General features: G+C 59.1%; 15 protein-coding genes. All 15 read right to left on the reverse strand.

Going from position 1 to position 19,438, the window contains the following annotated elements:
• Positions 1-150: 150 nt before the first annotated feature.
• The 15 genes from mobV to BLU78_RS06340 all read right to left on the reverse strand — a co-directional run bounded on the left by mobV (position 151) and on the right by BLU78_RS06340 (position 19,352).
• Entirely contained in the window at positions 151-1,575 is a 1,425-nt protein-coding gene (gene mobV / locus BLU78_RS06270; RefSeq protein WP_010262050.1) for a MobV family relaxase, read from the reverse strand.
• Between the two features lie 245 nt (positions 1,576-1,820).
• Complete coding sequence (locus BLU78_RS06275) at positions 1,821-2,705, reverse strand: toprim domain-containing protein (RefSeq protein WP_026020711.1); 885 nt, start codon at positions 2,703-2,705, stop codon at positions 1,821-1,823.
• Positions 2,706-2,707: 2 nt separating this feature from the next.
• A complete protein-coding gene (locus BLU78_RS06280) occupies positions 2,708-2,998 on the reverse strand; it encodes a helix-turn-helix domain-containing protein (protein ID WP_010262055.1) in 291 nt (96 codons plus the stop codon).
• A 244-nt stretch (positions 2,999-3,242) separates the two neighbouring features.
• The gene (locus BLU78_RS06285; RefSeq protein WP_010262057.1) at positions 3,243-3,647 is read right to left on the reverse strand and encodes a MerR family transcriptional regulator; all 405 of its coding nucleotides are present in this window, start codon (positions 3,645-3,647) and stop codon (positions 3,243-3,245) included.
• A 6-nt stretch (positions 3,648-3,653) separates the two neighbouring features.
• Entirely contained in the window at positions 3,654-5,531 is a 1,878-nt protein-coding gene (locus BLU78_RS06290; RefSeq protein WP_010262059.1) for an RNA-binding domain-containing protein, read from the reverse strand.
• A gap of 55 nt (positions 5,532-5,586) precedes the next feature.
• Positions 5,587-6,903: a site-specific integrase gene (locus BLU78_RS06295; protein WP_010262061.1), complete on the reverse strand. Its 1,317-nt coding sequence runs from the start codon at positions 6,901-6,903 to the stop codon at positions 5,587-5,589.
• 261 nt (positions 6,904-7,164) lie between these two features.
• Positions 7,165-8,136: a DUF362 domain-containing protein gene (locus BLU78_RS06300; RefSeq protein ID WP_010262063.1), complete on the reverse strand. Its 972-nt coding sequence runs from the start codon at positions 8,134-8,136 to the stop codon at positions 7,165-7,167.
• A gap of 112 nt (positions 8,137-8,248) precedes the next feature.
• Positions 8,249-10,366 (reverse strand): Tex family protein, encoded by a 2,118-nt coding sequence (locus BLU78_RS06305; protein WP_010262065.1) that lies wholly within the window; start codon positions 10,364-10,366, stop codon positions 8,249-8,251.
• A gap of 325 nt (positions 10,367-10,691) precedes the next feature.
• Entirely contained in the window at positions 10,692-11,597 is a 906-nt protein-coding gene (locus tag BLU78_RS06310; protein WP_010262067.1) for a sugar phosphate isomerase/epimerase family protein, read from the reverse strand.
• 12 nt (positions 11,598-11,609) lie between these two features.
• The gene (locus BLU78_RS06315) at positions 11,610-12,488 is read right to left on the reverse strand and encodes a 3-keto-disaccharide hydrolase (RefSeq protein ID WP_010262069.1); all 879 of its coding nucleotides are present in this window, start codon (positions 12,486-12,488) and stop codon (positions 11,610-11,612) included.
• Between the two features lie 37 nt (positions 12,489-12,525).
• Positions 12,526-14,001 (reverse strand): Gfo/Idh/MocA family protein, encoded by a 1,476-nt coding sequence (locus BLU78_RS06320; protein WP_010262071.1) that lies wholly within the window; start codon positions 13,999-14,001, stop codon positions 12,526-12,528.
• A gap of 34 nt (positions 14,002-14,035) precedes the next feature.
• A complete protein-coding gene (locus BLU78_RS06325) occupies positions 14,036-14,200 on the reverse strand; it encodes a Sec-independent protein translocase subunit TatA/TatB (RefSeq protein WP_010262072.1) in 165 nt (54 codons plus the stop codon).
• 31 nt (positions 14,201-14,231) lie between these two features.
• Positions 14,232-15,305: a Gfo/Idh/MocA family protein gene (locus BLU78_RS06330; RefSeq protein ID WP_010262074.1), complete on the reverse strand. Its 1,074-nt coding sequence runs from the start codon at positions 15,303-15,305 to the stop codon at positions 14,232-14,234.
• A gap of 224 nt (positions 15,306-15,529) precedes the next feature.
• Complete coding sequence (locus BLU78_RS06335) at positions 15,530-17,143, reverse strand: DUF6377 domain-containing protein (RefSeq protein WP_020691972.1); 1,614 nt, start codon at positions 17,141-17,143, stop codon at positions 15,530-15,532.
• A 7-nt stretch (positions 17,144-17,150) separates the two neighbouring features.
• A complete protein-coding gene (locus BLU78_RS06340) occupies positions 17,151-19,352 on the reverse strand; it encodes an alpha-galactosidase (protein WP_010262078.1) in 2,202 nt (733 codons plus the stop codon).
• Positions 19,353-19,438: the final 86 nt, after the last annotated feature.

Genomic DNA, 19,438 nt, shown 5'->3' on the forward strand with positions numbered 1-19,438 from the left:
TATGTGTTTTGCCCGAGAAAAGCAAATTATTTTCGAAAAAAATCGCAATACAAACTCTACAAATGTTTCGATTAAGCGAGTTTCTTCACAGAGTGAAGAAAAATGTCCGGCTGTTCGACCGGATATTCTCTTTGTCTTTCGGGGCGGGCTTTACCGCTTGATGGTGTTGCGTCGGATGATGGGACGTTCGGGGCGGACGGGGTAGCCCAGGCGGGTCATGAGCTCCACATACCGTTGGCGGAACCAGGCGTGTGCGGGCTGGCGGTCGATGAGCAGCTGGAAGCCTCCGGGACCGTTCGGGTTGCGTTGCAGGCGGATCTCGGTATTCGAGACGTCGAAGCGGCGCGAATACTCCGGAGCGCGGAGTTCGCCCGAGACGTAGAGGGGCTTCATGGCGATAATTTCGCGGGCGCCCGACTCCGAGATCCCCATGTCGCGGCAGTATTCGCCCCAACTGATGAGCGTCTGCGTGTCGGGCAGCCAGTGTTCGATGCGGTCGAGTTTCGCCTGCAGCTGCTGTTCGGCCTGCTCATGCCGGGCCTTCTCCTCGCGGTTGGCGCGGTTCAGTGTTTCGGTCTGCTCGTGCAGGGCGGCGTTCTCCGCGTTGAGGCGGTCGATCTCCTGCTGCTGCCGCTTGACACGCGAGGTGCCGATCATCGCCCCGATCCCCTCGACGATGTTCGACCCGACCTCCGCCGCGGCGTTTTTCAGCCTGGCACCCTTCAACTCCCCCTTCACACTCTTCAGTTCGGCCTCGGTGCGGTTCAGCTCGGCGCTCTTCTGCGCCTGGAGCGTGGCGGTCTGTTCATACTCGGTGCGCACCTGCCGCTCCTGTTGTTTGAGCTGCTCGACGGCCTTCCGCTTCTGCTCTTCAAGGCGGAGCAGCGCGTCGATGTTCTCCTGCAGATCCTGCTGCTGGGAGATGGCCTGGCGGTAGAACTCCTGCGTGGTGATGTGGCGCGCCTCCGAACCGTCGATGCCGCGCTCCAGTCCGTATTTGGACATCGCCGCAGCGTAGCTGTCCTGGTACTGCTTGAGGCGGACGCGCGACATGACGTCGTCGGCGCAGAGACGGGGCCGGGCAGCGGGTTTCGGGCGGTAGTGCCGCTTGCTCGGGGATTCGGATGCGACGGTGCGGGCCTTGCGGCGCTCGCCCGTGACGATGGGCACCACGGCGGCGTGGATATGCGGGGTCGATTCGTCGCGATGCACGACGGCTGAGACGACATTCTCTGCTCCGAAGGTCTCGCGCAGCCAGGCGAGGTTGTCGGCACACCACTCCGGAAGCCGCCCCTCCTCCTCGATGCGCTTCATCGCGTCGTGCGAACCGGTCAGCATGACGCGGATCACGCGCACCTGGTTCGTTCCGATCTTGCGCGTTAGACCTGCGTGTTCGAGTCGGTAGTTGATCGCCTCCGTGCGGTCGGCCACCTCCTCGGGGAACTCGATGAGCTCCTCGTTGAGGCAGGTGCGTTCGGGCGAAGCGTTGGTGGGTATCTTTGTGCGGGCGATGTGGGCGGTCATGGCCGCCTCGTTGCCCGGGGCTTTGTCGAGATGCAGGACGGCATATCCCATGGTACGGTCGTTTTTCGGAGGGTTGTGTGGTTGAAGAAGGGACCGCCTCGGCGGTCGGCGTGCGCAGCACGACAGGGGGTGTCCAGAGGGGCCTGACCCTTTGGCCTATTGGGGCTTTTTCAGCGTCGGCGGGCCGATGCGTCGGAAAAAGCCCTAATAGGCTATGGCTTTTTCCTTGGGGGAAAAGCCGCGGTCGCGAAGCGGCCGATGGGTGGGCGACGGTTCCGGTGTCATTCCGGGTGACGTTACAACTTGCGACCGCGACGACGCGGCGTGCGGGAAACCTTCGCGGACGATCGGAGTGATTCGTTCAGATCCTTGTGGGCACGGTAGCCCTCCGCACGGTCGATGACGGTCGCACCGGGCAGGGTGCTGCGCAGTCGTTCGAGGGTGAGGCGTCCCGCCTCGTCGTTGTCGAGGAAGGCGTGGATCGTGGTGTGGCGTGCGAGAAACGGAAGGGCGCGGGGAAGGTTGACCACGGAGTTAAGCACGGCGGTGTCGGCGGTTGGATCCGACTCGTGTTGCAGCGTCAGGTAGGAGAGCAGGTCGAAGAAGCCTTCGAAGAGCAGCGCCGTGTCGCCGTGCCGGTCGAAGGTCGTGATATTTTTCGGGGCGCTGCTCCCCTTGAACTGTGGATTGCGCAGCTCCCAGCCTCCGGCGTCGTTGCGGAAGCCGATGGCGAAGAAGCGCCGCTCGCCAACGGCGTAGTGAACCTCGCGGCACAGCGCTCCGGCCACGGCGGGGTCGATGCCGCGTTCGCGCAGATAACCGATCAGCGCCGGGTGGCGAATCTCCCCGACGCAGAGAATCCGCAGCGGGGAGTCTTTGCGCGGTGAGGTGGTCGGGAGGGGCTGGAAGGGGACTTCGTCTGCTGCCCCTTTGCGCAGGTGTCGGATAGCTTCTGCCATGCCGCACCCTTCGAGGCGCATGACCAGCTGGAGGAGCGTGCCCCCTTCGCCCAGCCCGAAGTCGTACCAGAGCCCCTTGTCGTAGCGGACGCTGAAACTGGGGGTGCGCTCTTCGCGCAGCGGTGAGAGGAACATGCCATGGGTGGCGGTTTCGCGGTGGGGGTGCAGTCCCCGGCGGAGGAGATACTCCCGGATGCCGATGCAATCTGTTGTCGTCTTCATGGCTATCGGCTTTTGATGGGGACGATCCGGTGCAGTGCTGCTTCGACGTCGCTGTCGCGGAACAGCACGCGCCCGCCGATCTTGTGGGCGCGGATCCGGCCGCGGTTCACCCAGTCGTTGAGCGTCACGAGCGAGATGCGCAGGCGGCGGGCCGTCTCGCGGCGGGTCAGATAGTTCGGCGTCTCGGCGGAGGGTTCGGGGTGGAGCTGCCGCAACTCGTCGCGCAGCGATTCGCGAATCATCTCCGAGAGCTGGTCGGCGGTCATGCCGCTCAGAAAGATTTCCTTGGTCATAACGATTCGAATTTGGTTGATGACGCAAAGAAAGGCTTTCCGAACCCCTCCCGAAAACGGCGAATGGCGTTACAAATCAGCGCCAACCGATGCCAACCGGTGCCACACCGAAGACATGCCGTCGGCCGTTTCCGGACTTTGGCATTCGTTTGCTTGGGTTGGCACTGCCGTGTAATTGGATTCTGTTCTGGCTAAAAAAAGAGGACGGCACCCGCCGTCCTTTTTGGTGATGTGGTTTTTGAACCTATCGGAACCGTTCCAATACCTCCCGAACGGCATTGGCCGCAAAGAGGGTGTCGCCGCTGCTTGAGATCTGAACGCGGCACGGCTCCAGCCATCCGTTCGTAATCCACCGGTCGAGCGTCGGACGTGCGACGCCCAGCGCCTCGGCCAGCTCCTTTTTGTTGAAGAGCCGGCTGCCGTTTACCATCAGATAGCGCTCGCCCTTGTGCACGCCCAGCCAGTAGTCGAAGCGGCGAAGGATTGCGTCGGCATCCTTCAGCTTCGGCTCATACCGTTCGTAAGCCCAGACGTGCAGGCTCGACGGATCGAATCCGGCAAACTCCGGCCGCTGGTGCAGCTCCCGGACGAGCGTTTCGAAGCTCTCCAGTTCGGAGGCCCGGATCGTTATTTTTCGGCGGCGCGGCATGGCTGGTTATCTCTTTTTTGCACGGTATCGCTGGTGGGGATGTTTCGGCATATTGGGATATTCTCGTTCCAATAACCCTTCAGCAACCATGATGGGTATGGCTCTGTTTTTCAGGTATCTTAGACTCTTTCCTACTTTGTTAGCTATGGTTTCCAGCGATTCAAAATCAACACATGCGAGCAGAATGGCTGTGTGCAATTCGCTGGATGATAATCTTCTCCGTCTCTCTCTACCTGGAGAACTAGCAACATTACTAGCAACATTACTAGCAACATTACTAGCAACATTACTAGCAACATTACTAGCAACATTACTAGCAACATTCCCGGGGAGTCCCCCCTCCCGGACTTTTTTATTGATTCTGTAGTGCGTGCCGCGGCCGATTCCCTCGGGAATGAGATATCGGTCGTTGCATAACTCTTTGAGCATCTTTGTGATATCGGCACTGTGCTTGTCCAATACCAATTGCATCCGATAGTTGGTGACCTCGCCCTCGCTGCAACAGGTTGCCAGTGTCATCAACTTGTTGTGTTCTATGGACGTTATATCCTCACCGAACAGGGATTTCAGATAGGAGATGACCTCATCAGACAACAAACTGACAAGGGGCAATGTCAATACGACTTTGTCGGGATGAGTGATCTCCTCGATTCGCGGGTTGCGGTAATTTGCCTTTTTCCAACCTTGCATGATCTTGTCGGCACCGCTTCCGGCCTTTTCCGCTGAGCCGATCAGCATGAACATCGTTTGCAGGGCCTTGTTGCGGCATACGCTGTTGCCTCCCTGATAATATTGGGCAATGGAGAGCAGCAGGGAGCCTGGATTGGAGAATATGTAACAATCCTTGTGTAGCTCGATCGTAATGTTTGAGTCAACCGAATAGTCGCAATGGACCAGTGCATTGATAAACGCTTCGCGTAGAGCCGTATGTGTCGGTGTTTCGTCCTCTCTGATGCCGTCCTTCAGGGCGAAAGGCTTGGGTAGGGCTGCGGCCAGCTTGGGATAGACCCGGTAGTAGAATTGAAACAGATTCGCCTCCCAGGTGCCGTCCGGGCAGATGCGGTCTGTCCAGCGGTCATCGGGGTTGGAACTGAAATATTCGCGGTAATCGGGAAAGTATTGCGGACATCCGTAGGCGTCGGTGATGCTGTCCGTTTTGCCAAACATCAATAGACCGGCAAGCGTCAGTCCCTCGATTTTCTTTCGTCGATCGATCTGATAACCTTTCAATTTCATCAGGAAATGTTTGTCGTCCAGCAGCAGCCACGGATGATCGGGGCTTTTGGTTGCGACCAACCGGCGGTATTGCTCAAGAGTTGCCTTGTCAATATCCTGCTCGATGGTAAATTCGGGCAGAATTTTGTAATCACGGGGATGTTCCGTGCTATCGGCATCGGCGAACATACGCTTGATTTCACTTGCATCGCACCGATAGTCTCCTTCGTAATTCCGCTTGAATGTATTCTCGGGGTTGTTATGCAGATATACGGGAATCATGTTGCTAGGAGCCCGTGGCACATTGAACACCAGGACATAGCTCCCGTTGTATTCGCCATCCTGCACGTCTTTCTCCTGCAGGACGTTTGCACTGCAATGAGCCTTGTTGTTTACGTTGTCCCAAAACTCTTTTTTGTATTTGCGCGCCTGCTCCAGTGTGATGCCGTCAAGTGTGAATTTTCCGTCCTTCTCTTTGACGCCCAATACGATGACTCCACCTTGCGTATTGGCGAAAGCGGAGTAGGTCTCCCATAAGCTGCCCGGAAACCCGCCCCTAGCGGATTTGAACTCCACCTCGGCCGATTCACAGTCGGCCATCAGAGATTCGATTTTTTCTATAAAATCGTAGTTGTCGAACAGTGTTAATTCCTTCGTATCGTCTTTCATTGCATCAGTCTGTTTGAACAAAGTTAAGAAAATTCCCGGACAACACTCTTTCAGATTATCGTGTTGTGTTGCTTGCCCCCGAAAAATAGGGGTGGCTCATCAACTCCATGGCGGTCTGCTCCTCGGTGATCTTGATGTACTTCATAAACTCCCGTTCGGTCTTGTGACCCGTAACCTTCATGATGGCGATGGTCGGGGTCCCCGCCAGATACATGTTCGTTGCGCCGCTGCGCCGCGCCGTGTGGGTCTTCACCAGGTCGCACTTCTCGACCAGCCGGCTCTTCTTTTCGCCATTCTCGATGTAGGAGACCTCGACCTTCTCCGTGATGCCCGCCTCGCGCGCAATCTCCTTGATGAGGTGGTTCACCTTCTGTTCGTAGGTTCTCGGCAGCCGGTTGTCGTACTTCTCCAGGATGGCCTGCAGCTCGGGCCGGACCGGAATGACGACGTGGTTGCCGGTCTTCTGCTGCTTGAGGTCGATGACCTGCTGCCCGTTCTCCAGCGTGCGGATGTTGCCTTCGTTGATGGTCGAGTAGTCGCTGAAGCGTTGCGTTGTGTAGCACCCCACCAGAAAGATGTCGCGGGCAACGTCCTTGTGCCGGTTTTTCGAGAGGTCGAGCGCGGCGATGGCCCGGATCTCCGACTCCGTCAGATAGATGTTCTCCACGTCGGCCGTCAGCACGCGGAACTTGCGGCTCTCGATGGCTCCGTTGTCGTGCAGACCCTCCTCGCGGGCCGCGCGCATGATGATCTTCAGCTCCTTGACGTGGCGGCCGATCGTATTGACGGAGTAGTTCTTGGCGGTGAACCAGGCGACGAAGTCATCGTAGAACTTCAGGTCGATGTCGGCAAAGTCGAACTGCTTGCGTTTGGCTTTGCAGTACTCGTCGAACTGCACGACGAACCCCTTGTAGTTCTTGATGGTCGAGGGGCCGTAGCGGAGTTTGTGGATGTTCAGCCGGATGCCCTCCTCCATCTCGCGCGTGAAGCGGGCGATGTAGTCGCCTAGCGATTCACGGGTGCGGACGCGGCGGCCTGTGGTGAGACTGCGCGGGTGGTGGAAGCTGTAGATGATCTTCTCCAACCGCGTCTTCGTCATTGCGTGCTCGGGATCCTTGGCAATCTCTCCGAGGATGTGGCTGCGCAGTTCGGAGAGATTCTTGGTCAGCTCGCGCCCCTGCTGTTCGGTGAAGTCGTCGGTAAAGGTGAAGCGGCTCTTGACCGTCTGCCGCTTGTTGTCCCAGGCGTCCGTCAGCACCATATATTGGCTGTCGACGTAGAACTGGTTGCCGCGGCCAACCGTGAAGAGAATTTGGATTTTGACCAGTTTGTTTTTCTGGGTCGAGCGGATGCGATAGCAGAATGAAGCCATAGGTCAGGAGGTTTTATCTGCTGCAAATGTAATCATTTTTGTCATACATTTGTCATACATCGGCCGAATTTTCGAAAACTTCCAGACCTCGCAGTTTATGAAAAACGGCTGTAAAATACTGATATATAGATAAAATAAAATTAAAATCGGTAAAATTCGATTCGAATTTATGGCGTCCGCTTCAGACCTCAATTTGAGAGCGAAAGTCCTTAGAAGCTAATAACTTCCGAGGACTTTTTCTTTGTCAGGCCCGTGCCGGGATCATCGGAGCGTTATGAGCTCGTACTGCTGCGACCCGAGGCCGATCGTTTCGCCATGTTCGAGCGTATGGATGCCGTGGCGTGACTCCATGCGTTCGATCAGGTGCACTTTCCCGGGATCGTCCGACGCATAGACCATATCCACACATGCCTTGTCGAGCGCCACCGGGTCGAGCGACGCCAGGATGCCGATGTCGCCCATTCGGGGGGCCTCCGGATGCGCGTCGCAGTCGCAGTCGACCGAGAGGTTGTTGGCCACGCTGATATAGAGGATCCTGTCGCCGCAGTGGTCGGCGACGGCTTTGGCGGCCTCGGCCATCGATTCCAGGAAATCGTCCTGCGCCGGGAGGTTGCCCCACATCTCATTGGCGTTCTTCGTCTTGCCTGCGGAGTGTATCCACGCCTTTCCGGCGGATGAGGCGATGCCGATCGAGATGTTTTTGACGGCACCTCCGAAGCCGCCCATGGCGTGGCCTTTGAAGTGCGAGAGAACGACCGTGAAATCGTAATTCAGGTAGTTTCTGCCGACGAAATCTTCTTTGAGGTGCTTGCTGCCCCTGACCGGAAGCGCCGTTTCGCCCTCGGCATCCATGATATCGACTGGGGCGATGGCCGTGAAGCCGTGGTCGGCGGCTGCTTTCAGGTGATCGGCGGTGCTCGCGTGGCCTCCGCCGTAGGCGGTGTTGCACTCCACGATCGTGCCGTCGACCTTTTTCACCAGCTCGCCGATCAGCGCCGGCTGGAGGAAGTTGCTGCCGCCCGGTTCCCCGGTCGAGAGTTTGACGGCCACCCGGCCTTTGGCTTCGCGGCCGAGGGCCTCGTAGATTTTGACCAGATTTTGCGGATTGATCTCCCGGATAAAATAAACCCTGGCCGGGGCCTCCGGCGTGCGGTTCGCACTGTTCGCCTGCCCGCAGGCGGCGGACAACAGCAGGACGGCGCTTGTCGTGATTGCTATTCCCAGTTTTTTCATGGCGGTTCCGATTTTAATTGCCGATTCGTTCACGTTACAAAATTAAGTGCGGACAACGGTTCTTTCCTTACCCGTATTACCGGGATTGCTACCCCTATTCCGGTTTTCGGGGCTAACCGTTCCTGCGCATGGTCAGCGAGATGCGGTTGCGGACGGTGTCGATGCCCGTGACCTTTACCTCGACGTGCTGGCCCAGGTGCACCACGTCCGCGGGCGATGCGACGTAACGGTCGGCCAACTGCGAGATGTGCACCAGTCCGTCCTGTTTGACACCGATGTCGACGAAGGCTCCGAAGGCCGTGATGTTCGTCACGATGCCCGGCAGGAGCATTCCTGCGCGCAGGTCGTCGATCGTGTGCACGTTGGGGTCGAACGAGAAGACCTGTAACTGCTCCCGCGGGTCGAGGCCCTGCTTGTCGAGCGCTTCGAGAATGTCCGTCACGGTCGGCAGCCCCACCTCTCCGCTCACATATCGTTCGGGCCGGACGGCCTTGCGCAGGGCTTTGTCCGCGAGCAGCTGCTCGACGCTGACGCCCGCATCGGCTGCCATGCGTTCGGCAATGTGGTACGATTCGGGATGCACGGCGCTGTTGTCCAGCGGGTTCGTGCCGCCCACGACGCGCAGGAATCCGGCGGCCTGCTCGAAGGCTTTGGCTCCCAGCCGCGGCACCTTGAGCAGCGCCTTGCGGCTTTTGAAATCCCCGTTCGCGGCGCGGTAGGCCACGATGTTTTCCGCCAGTGCCGGCCCGAGTCCCGAAATGTAGGTCAGGATGTGTTTCGAGGCGGTGTTGATGTTCACGCCGACCCGGTTGACGCAGCTCTCCACCACCGTGGCCAAACGCGCCTTGAGTTTCGACTGGTCGACGCTGTGCTGGTACTGTCCGACGCCGATCGACTTGGGGTCGATTTTGACCAGCTCAGAAAGGGGGTCGATCAGGCGGCGTCCGATGCTCACGGCTCCGCGCACCGTCACGTCGTAGTCGGGGAATTCCTCGCGGGCCGCGGCCGACGCCGAGTAGACCGATGCGCCGTCTTCGCTCACCATGAAGACCTCGACACCCTCCAATCCCAGCCCGCGAACCAGTTGTTCGGTCTCGCGGCCTGCCGTGCCGTCGCCGATGGCGAATGCCTCGGCTTTGTACTTCGCGGCCAGCGCCCGGAGGGTCTCGGCGGCCTCGGCATAGTGGTTTTGCGGAGGATGCGGATAGATGGTCGTGTTGTGGAGCAGGCTTCCCTGCGAATCGAGCGCCACGACCTTGCACCCCGTGCGGAATCCGGGATCGAGGGCGATCACGCGCTTCTGGCCCAGCGGCGATGAAAGCAACAACTGCCGCAGGTTCTCGGCGAAGACCCGGATTGCCTCGTCGTCGGCCTTCTCCTTGGCCGCCGCCAGCTGTTCGGTCTCGATCGAGGGACGCATCAGGCGTTTGAACGAATCCGCGGCTGCCGCCTCCATCCAGGTGCGTGTCGTCGAACCGGGGCGAATGAACCGGCGGCATAGCCCCTCGATGCAGCGGTCGGCGTCGACGTCGACCGTGATCTTCAGAATGCCTTCGTCGGCTCCGCGGCGCATGGCCAGGAAACGGTGTGACGAGATGTTGCGCAGCGGTGTCGCGGCGTCGAAATAATCGGAGTATTTGGCTCCCTCGGCCTCCTTGCCTTTCACGAGTTTCGTGTGCACGACCCCTTCGCGGGCGAAGGTGCGGCGCAGGCCGTTGCGGGCCTGTTCATCCTCCGAAATGCGTTCGGCGATGATGTCGCACGCTCCGGCGAGGGCCTCCTCGGGCGTCGGCACTTCGGCCGAGATATAACGCCGGGCCTGCTGCGCCGCGTCGCGGGCCTGCTGGGCCATGATGAGGTCGGCCAGCGGCTCCAATCCCCGCTCGCGGGCTACCGTGGCGCGGGTTCGGCGCTTGGGCTTGTAAGGGAGATAGAGGTCTTCCAGCTCCACCGAATCCCAGCACCCCTCGATGCGCCGACGGAGCTCCGGAGTCAGTTTTCCCTGTTCCTCGATGGTTGAGAGTACGGTTTGACGACGGGCTTCGAGCTCGGTGAGACGTTCCAACAGCTCTTTGACGGCGCCTACCTGCAGTTCGTCGAGCGAACCGGTCGCCTCCTTGCGGTAGCGGCTGATGAAGGGAATCGTCGCGCCGTCGCGCAGCAGGCGTACGGTGCCCTGCACTTGCGGCAGGGTGATCTGGAGTCGTCGGGAGATGATTTGTTCGATCATGTTCGGAAATCTTTGGATACAAAGATAGTGCAAGGTGAGCGGCAAACCAAACTTGTTTGAGTTTGTCCGAACCGCCGCCTATCTAAGGCGCAGCCAAAGTAGTGCAAGGTGAGCGGCAAACCAAACTTGTTTGAGTTTGTCCGAACCGCCGCCTGTCTAAGGCGCAGCCAAAGTAGTGCAAGGTGAGCGGCAAACCAAACTTGTTTGGGTTTGTCCGAACCGCCGCCTGTCTAAGGCGCAGCCAAAGTAGCGCAAGGTGCGCGGCAAACCAAAATATCCGGCAACCCGCAAGGGCAGCCGGATATTATTGATATAACCGAATCGGTTATTTTTGGTATGATGCTTTTACGAAAGGCGCTTCCCGGAGGTATTCGATACATTCGCGGACGCTGCGGACGATGTCGTTGTAGCTCGATCCTTCGATCTCAACGATGATGTTCTCGACGCCGGCGGTTGCAGCATTTGCGAAGATGGCGTCGAATCCCACCATCCCGCTCTGGCCGATCTCACGGCGGTCTTTGATATGCAGCAGCCTGAACCGCCCCGGATACTTTTTGAAATAGTCCACCGGGCTGGCTTTTCCCATCACGGTCCAGTAGACGTCCATTTCGAAGAATACCTTTTCGGGATCGGTGTTCTCGAGCATGTAGTCGAGCATCACCTTGTCCTCGATCTTCTCGAATTCGCGCGAGTGGTTGTGGTAGCCGAATTTCATTCCGGCGGCCTTGCAGCGGGCTCCGACCTCGTTGAAATAGCGGCAGTAGGTCGCCAGCTCTTCGAGCGTCGAAATCTTCCGCATCGACGGGACGACGATGTACTCCGCTCCGGCGGCCTTATGCGCCGCGATGCACTCGTCCCACCATGCGAGGGCCTTCGAGAAGTCGCCTGCGGCCAGCTCCTCGTCCGAAAGATTGATCGTGCAGTGCGTGGAGAGCACCTTCATGCCGGCCTCCTCCACGTCCTTGCGGAACTGTTCGGGGGTCTGGCCGTAGATTTTGCCCTCCTTGTAGCTGGCCGCCTCCACCGAGGTGTAGCCCATGTCGGCGAGCTGTTTCAGCACGGGTTTGTAGTCTTCCTGATTGTTGCCGAAGGCCCCGATCAGGCTCCGTACGGAGTAGAGCTGGATGCCGACCTCCTTTTTCGGCGCCTTCTCCGCCCCGGCGGAGCATCCGCCGAGGAGCACCGCCAGGGTGAGAAGTGCGCAAACCGTTGTCAGAAAACGGGTCTTCACGGTTGCGGGAGATTAGTCGAGGACTTTGATGCGGATGTTGCGGAACCAAACGTCGTCGCCGTGGTCCTGGAGCCCGATGTAACCTTCGTGGTTCTCACCGCCGCAGTTGTTCAGCAGTTCGAACGCGAGGGGCCATTTCTCGGGGCTGAACTTGCTGTTCTCGAGCATCTCGGTCCACTGGGGCGTCCAGAGGTGGTATTCCAGGACGTTCTTGTCGTTCTGTCCGTGTACGACCGTGCCTTTGTAAACCATAATCTTGGCCTTGTTCCACTCGCCGAAAGGCTTTTGATTCTGCGGAACGGCCGGGATCATGTCGTAGAGCGATGCCGACTGGCGGTTTCCGTCGACGCCCAGTTTGGCGTCGGGATGGTTCGCGTTGTCGAGCACCTGGTACTCGGGGCACGAGATGTAGATCGGCTCGTATTTGGTCTTGCCGTCCTTCTGGGTCGTAACCTCCTGGGCCAGGTAGAAAATACCCGAGTTGCCGCCCTTCGAGACTTTCCACTCCATTTCCAGCTCGAAGTTTTTGAACTTCTTGGCGAAGATCAGGTCGCCGCCCTCGCCCGTCTGGGCCTCGCCGCCGCCCGAGCCGTTGAATTTGATGGCGCCGTTGTCGATGGTCCAGCGCGAAGGCACGGCGTCCTTGCCGTAACCGCGCCAGCCGTTGAAGGTCTTGCCGTCGAAGATCACGTAATAGCCGTCCTTGTCCTTGGGGAACGACGCGAGGTCCACCTGCGCGTTGTCGACGACGGTGTATTCGGGAACGGTTTTCTTTGCCGTTTGGGCGTCTGCCGTTTCAGCGGTCTTGGCGGTTTTGCCGCCGGGGCCTCCGCATGAAACCAGCGATGCGGTCAATGCCGCGCATGCCGAGAATAAAAGAGTCTTTTTCATATTCGTAAGTTTTTAGGTTTTGTTAAACGGGTTTTGTTCAGAGCGGCATGGCCGGGAGCTCCCAGCCTTCGCGGTAGGTGTGGCGGATCAACTCCTGCGCGAACTGCTGTGCGTTCACGGGATCGGTCCAGGTCTTGTCGAAGGTCGGGTGTCCGTCTTTGATGTGGAATCCGTCTTTGATGACCGTCTTAATCATGGCGTCGTCGGGAATGTTGGTGAAGCGCATGTTCTCACCGTCCCAATGCAACTCCTGGTTGAGGCCCTGCAGGCGGACGGCCAATACGCCCATCACGACCATTTCGTTGAACGGTCCGGCCTCGGAGAAGTCCGATGCGGACAGGATGCGGTCGTCGGCATCCTCCTTGCAGGCGCGCACCCAGTCCATCTGGTGCGACTCGGTGATCTCGCGCAGCACCTTCGGGGCGTCGGGCACGCGGCCCGAAACCAGGTAGGGATCGCGGCCGTAGCATCCGCAGATCAGCGTATCCTTCGTGCCGTAGAAGATGGCGCCGCCGCCGCTCATGTTGAGGTCCTTGCCTGCGGGCAGTCCTTCGGGACGCTCGGGCATCAGTCCTCCGTCGTACCAGTGCACCTCGACCTCGGGCATGGCCACTTTGGGCATGTTGTCGCGGGCCGGGAATACGAACTTCACGCGCTGGGCCGTCGGGGCCGACTCGTTCAGGAGCAGCGTCGAACTGCCCTGCACCTTGGTGGGATAGCCCAGCTTCAATCCTTTGAACACGGGATGGAGAATGTGGCAGGCCATGTCGCCCAGCGCCCCGGTTCCGAAATCCCACCATCCGCGGAAGTTCCAGGGGGTGTAGGCCGCATTGTACGGACGCCAGGGAGCCGGACCGATGAAGGCGTCCCAGTTCATCGTCTTGGGAACGCGCATGTCCTCTTCGGGACGGGCGAGTCCCTGGGGCCAGATGGGACGGTCGGTGAAGGTGTCCACACGGCGCACCTCGCCGATCTCACCGTTCCAGATCCATTCGCAGACCTTGCGGACACCCTCGCCCGAGGCGCCCTGGTTGCCCATCTGGGTGGCTACCTTGTGCTTGGCGGCGAGTTTGGTGAGCAGCCGGGACTCGTAGACGGTATGGGTCAGGGGCTTCTCGACGTAAACGTGCTTGCCGGCGGCGATTGCTTCGGCGGCGATGATGGCGTGCGTGTGGTCGGCCGTGGCTACCATCACGGCATCGGCCGATTTGAGCAGCTCCTTGTACATCTTGCGGTAGTCGTTATACTTCTTGGCCGCGGGATAACGCTGGAAAACGTGGTCGGCATATTTCCAGTCCACGTCGCACAGTCCGATGATATTCTGGCTCTCGAGGCCTTTCAGCACCGAGGCGCCGCGTCCGCCGACGCCGACGCCCAGGATATTGAGTTTGTCGCTGGGTGCCGGTGCATGTCCGAAATTCTTTCCCAGGACCGTGCCCGGCACGATCGCCAGCCCGAGGGCCGCTGTGGCTCCTGTTTTCAGGAACGCTCTTCTCGACATTTTGTTTGCCATCGTTTTGGAGGTTTAAGTTGGTTTGTAGTGGTGGTTATTTGATGTTTTTTTCGATACTGTCGATCTCGTCTTTGAAAACCTTGTAACCTTTGCCGAGACCCTTCATCAGTTCGGGTATTTTCGTGCCGCCGAAGAGCAGCAGCACGACCAGGGCGATGACGACGATCTGTCCTACGCCGATAAATAGCAGATGGTTCATAGTTCGGGTGTTTTAGGGGTTTTTGAGTTTGTCATACGTGTTTGCGCAAGAGACCGTAGCCGTTCTTCATCGTGCGGCGGCGTTCGCGGATCTGCTGCAGGGTCTCCAGTTCGCCGATGGCCGGGAGGTCGTGCCCGCGGGCATCCTGCAGGAAGCGCCAGGCGTACTCCGAGGCGATCGCTGCGTCGCGGAACGTCGGCAGCGTTTCGCTGCGCGCTCCGGTCTCGATCTGCTCTGCGAAGAGCTTGCACAGGGTGTCGATGTTCTTGCCGCCGTAGGGCTGGATAAGGCGGTGGGTCTGCGTCACACCGTGCAGTTCGACGATCGCCGTTTTGAAGTCGTGGGTCATGCGGGCGATGCCCTTCGTGCCGATGATGTCGACATAGGCGTTGTGGGTCTGGGTCTGGGCCAGTTGTCCGTAGACATGCCCCTGGGTGATGTCGAACACGATGCCGTTTTCGAACGTGCCGTGACACTGGAGCCACCAAGGGTCCTTGTAGTTCCACATGCGTATGGCCTGTGCGTTCCAGGTTTTGAATTTGGAACCGGCGTACCAGCGCGCGATGTCCACGTAATGCATGCCGCAGTCGTGGAACGAAGGCCCTTCATACTCGTGCCCTTCGCCCGGAGCGAGCCCGGGCGTCATGTGGCAGACGCGCACGATGGCCAGTTCGCCGATCTCGCCCTGAGCGATGAAATCCTTGATCGTATTGTGGTACCAGGAGTTGCGCAGATAGAGGTTCACCGTCGAGAAGAGCGGTGTGCTTTCGGCCATCTCCACGGCTTTCCATTCGTTTTCGACACTGTCGGAGATGGGTTTTTCGGCAATGACGTGTTTGCCCGCCGCAAAAGCCTTTTCGATCTGTGTTTTGCGCGAGTCTGCCAGGGCGAAGAGTCCTACGACCTGAACCGTGGGATCGTCGAAAATGAGCTGCTCGTCGGCAACGATCCGTGCCTCCGGAGCGAGTTTATGCGCCAGGTCGCGGGATTCGGCGCAAATGTCGCAGATGTAGGCGACCTCCCACTTTCCGCTTTTGCGGAGCTCCTCGAGATAGAAGCCGCCCATGCGGCCGAAGCCGATCAAACCGATTCTGATGGGGTTCATTATTTATAGTTGGTAAAGGTTGGTTAAGCCGGTTCAACTTTACAACGGCTGCATTCCGGAGTCTATGCTCCGGGATTTGCAGTCTGTCTTACAAAAATAACCCTAATCGGTGTAGGTCCGGAAAACTATACCTGAAAATGTAGTGCCTGGTTTGATTTATAATTTTGTTATTCAGTGGTTTGTGATTTTTTAACCCCGAAAAAATGTAGTGGTTCTGGAACATTTTACGAGTCGTTTCGGTGTATGCTTCCGATCTTCATGACCGTTTTTTCGAAATCCTCCCGCGATACGGCGGCCCGGTTTCTCATTTTGGTCCGGTAGTTATAGACCGTGCTCAGCGAGCAGCGCAGGAACGAGGCGATTTTGATGCTGTCGGTAATGCCCAGCCGGATCAGGGCATAGATACGCAGCTCCTTGTTGAGCAGGTCTCCGGATTTGGGTGTGATCCGTTCGGTCTCGACCAGCAGCGCATTGAAATCCTCGATGAAGGTCGGATAGAGGTTCAGGAAGATTTCGTCGAAATTCCGGAAGAGCTCCTCCTGCTCGTCCTCGAGCATGGAGGTCGATTTCAGACGGCGGTAAAGCTCGTCGGGTTTCCGTTCCTGCGCCAGTTTCTTCAGCGACTTGCGGTAGTTGTCCATCTTGTCGATGTACATCGAGCAGAGGTCGAAGAAGCGGGCGATGTATTGAACTTTGACGGTGTTCGTATCGGACAGCTGTTCGTTGATTTCGCTCAGCTCGATGTTGAGCCGTGCGAGTTCCGCATTCGTCCCGGAGAGTTCTTTCCGAACCCGGGAGAGCTTCCGGACCTGCTGGTAGGCATAGACGAACAGCAGGATGAGCACGACCGAAAGGACGCTGATCAGAATCAGGTAGTGTTGCAGTTTGACCTTGGTTTTGGCCTCTTTGTCCTGATGCGAGGCGATGATGATTGAGGAGAGTTCCGTCATCCGCACGATCCGGAACTGCATGTTGCTGCAAAGGGCGTCCTCGATGGCCGACTGGGTGTATTTGTAGGCCCGCGAATAATCCTTGTGATCGAAGTAGAGTTTCGCCAGGGAGAGGATCGCGCTGTTTTCCTTCGTGGCGTTTTGGATGTCGGCGATCGCCGAGAGGGTGTAGTATTTTTTCGCCAGCCAGTCGTCGCCGTGCGCCCGGTAGTGGTCGCCCAGGGAATTGGTCGTCTTGGCATACTCGGGGGTCCCGGGCGGGATTTGTCCGAGCCGCTCCAGCAGCCGTTGCTCGGTCTGCTCGCGGGTTTCGGAGTTGCTGGCCGGGATTCCGAGGTGTCGCCGGAGCGAATCGCGGTAAATCTTCCGGTTGTTCGCCGGCCGGCTGGAGCCGGAGAAGACCTCGTAGCAGTCGTAAAAGAAAATGTAGGTCTGGTAGTAGGGTTCGAGGAAACTGCGGGGAAGTTCCCGGCGGACCGAGTCGAGCAGCTGCCTGGCTTCGATGCAGGCGCCGCGGGACGAATAGAACCGGGCGAGCCGGATTGCCGCGGAAGCGGACCGGTTCCGGTCGCCGATACGGCGGGCGAGTTCCAGGTTGCGTTCGCCGTAACGGATGGCGGAGTCGAGGCGGTATTTGTAGAAGACCTCGCTGAGGCTGTCGTTGAGCGCGTACTCTTGTTCCGGGGTCAGGCTGGTCACGTGCAGCATGCGCCGGAAGATGTCGATCCGTTCCTCTTTCTTTTCGTCGAAAAGCCGCTTGTTCCTGATCATGTAGTCCAGCTGCTCCGAGAGCGAGGCGGAGTCGTCCCGGCCGCAGGCGGTCAGGAGGATCATGCCCGACAGCAACAGGAAACATCGTTTCAGGAATATGGGCTTTCGCAGGTTCATGGAGCCTCTACTGCGCCTTCAGGATGAATACGGCGCTGTCGTATATCTTTGACAGATGGGGGTTGATGCCGGCATTCATGAGCAGTTCGCCGCTGAGGGTCTTTCCGTCGAACCAGAAGCGGGGTTTGTCGACGTTCAGCTCCCGCACGGCGTACCCGGCCTTGGGGTCGAGCCCGTCGAGACGGAATTTCGGGATCAGCGAACGCCCCTGGTAACGCAGGCTGTAAGCGAAGAGCACGGCCTGCCGCTTGTCTTTCGAGACGTACAGCACCCCGTAGCAGCCGCTCTCGTCGTAGGGCGAGCCGATGCGGTAGAGGTCGCCCTGCATCACGATATCGCGGTACTCCTTGTAGCTGGCGATGGCCCGGCGGGCGAAAGCCTTCTCGGCGTCGGTCATCTGTTTGGGCTGGAGTTCCATGCCGAGGCGTCCGGCGCAGGCCATGTCGAAGCGGAATTTGATCGGCGTGACATTGCCCGTCTGGTGGTTGGGCACGGCCGAGACGTGCGAACCCATGGCCACGGCCGGGTAGAAGAGGCTCGTGCCGTACTGGATGCGGGCCCTCGAAAGCGCTTCGGTGTTGTCGCTGGTCCAGAACTCGTCGAAATATTTGAGCGCCCCGTATTCCACGCGGCCGCCGCCCGAGGCGCAGGCCTGGATCAGCACGTCGGGGTATTTGGCCCGGATGCGCTCCATCACGCGGTAGAATCCCTGCGCATAGTCGATCCAGAAGCGCGACTGCCCGTCGGCGGGCAGATAGGCCGAACCCACGTTGTTGGCGTTGCGGTTGGCGTCCCATTTGATGTAGTCGATCTTGTCCGAGAGCTTCATCGTGTTGTCGAAGACCTCGAAGACGAAATCCTGCACCGCGGGATTCGAGAGGTCCAGCAGCCATTGTTTGCGGGTTTCGGGCGCTTCGCGCTTCGGCGGCCGCACGATCCAGTCGGGGTGCTTCTCGGCCAGTTCGCTCTTGGGGTTGACCATTTCGGGCTCGATCCAGATGCCGAATTTCAGCCCCTTGCGGTGGGCGTAGGAGGCGATGTCGTCGATGCCTGCGGGGAGTTTCTTCCGGTTGACCTGCCAGTCGCCCAGTCCGGCGTTGGCGGCGTTGCGCGGGTACTTGTTGCCGAACCAGCCGTCGTCGAGCACGAACATTTCGAGACCCATCGATGCGGCGTCGTCGATCATCTGTTTCAGCACCTTGGCGTCGAAGTCGAAATAGGCTCCCTCCCAACTGTTGAGCAGCGTCGGGACCACCCGTTCGGCATGGTAGACGCCGTAGTTGCGGCCCCAGTCGTGGAGGTTGCGCGAGGCGCCTCCGGCGCCGCGCATCGAGTGGGTGTAGATCATCTCCGGTGTGGTGAACGATTCGCCCGGACGCAGCCGGTACTCCGAAGCATTGGGGTTGGCCCCGGCCAGGACGGTCAGCGCGTCGTATTCGTCCACCTCGAAGTTGAGGCGGAAGTTGCCGCTCCACGCCAGCGCCCCGGCGATGACCTCGCCGCAGTTCTCGCTGAATGCGTCGCTCCCCAGCGTGAGCATGAAGGAGGGATTTTCGGTGTGCGTGGTCCGCACCTCGCGCATCGACTCGATGCTTTTCGACCCGTGGGTCAGCAGCGTGTGGTCGACCTGCGCTTCGCGCGCCCAGGCGCCGTAGAGGTGTGTCAGCAGGTATTTCTCGGCTTTTAGCGTCACGGCCGAGGAGTAGAAACTGTGGAGCGTGACGGGACCCTGCTCGCGGTTGCGGATTACCGTATGCGTGGTGATGACGTTTTCCCGGGAATAGGCCGTGAATACCAGCTCGACATCCAGCGCTTGACAGCAGTCGGTCATCTTCACGACGGTTTCGGTGACGTTGGGGTCGGCCAGCTGCCGTGACGAGTGCGACACATAACGCAGCTCGGTATTCATATCCCCGTCGGCGTGGGTGACGCGCAGGGCCGGTTCGCGGAAATTGCGCCCGCCCATTGCGGGATAGGCCAGGTCGTCGGTCCCGTGGTCGGCGCGGCGGGAGCTTTTGTAGCCGGCCAGCGGGGCCGGGTCGTCGATGCGGCCTCCGAAGTGGCGGAAATAAACCTCTCCGCCCGGCTGGGCGGCAAGCACTATCGACACGTCGTCGGTGCGGATGTCGATGAGCTGTTGCGGGGCGGCGGCGGACACCGCACCTGCGGATAAGACGGCGGAGAGCAAGGTCAGCAGTCGGTTTTTCATAGTGCGTTTATGGGGTTAGGCCCACAAGATACAAAAATATCCGGACATATCCGAAACAATCCGAAATCATTCGTATTTCGGATCGG

This window comes from Alistipes timonensis JC136, from assembly GCF_900107675.1.
Lineage (GTDB): Bacteria > Bacteroidota > Bacteroidia > Bacteroidales > Rikenellaceae > Alistipes > Alistipes timonensis.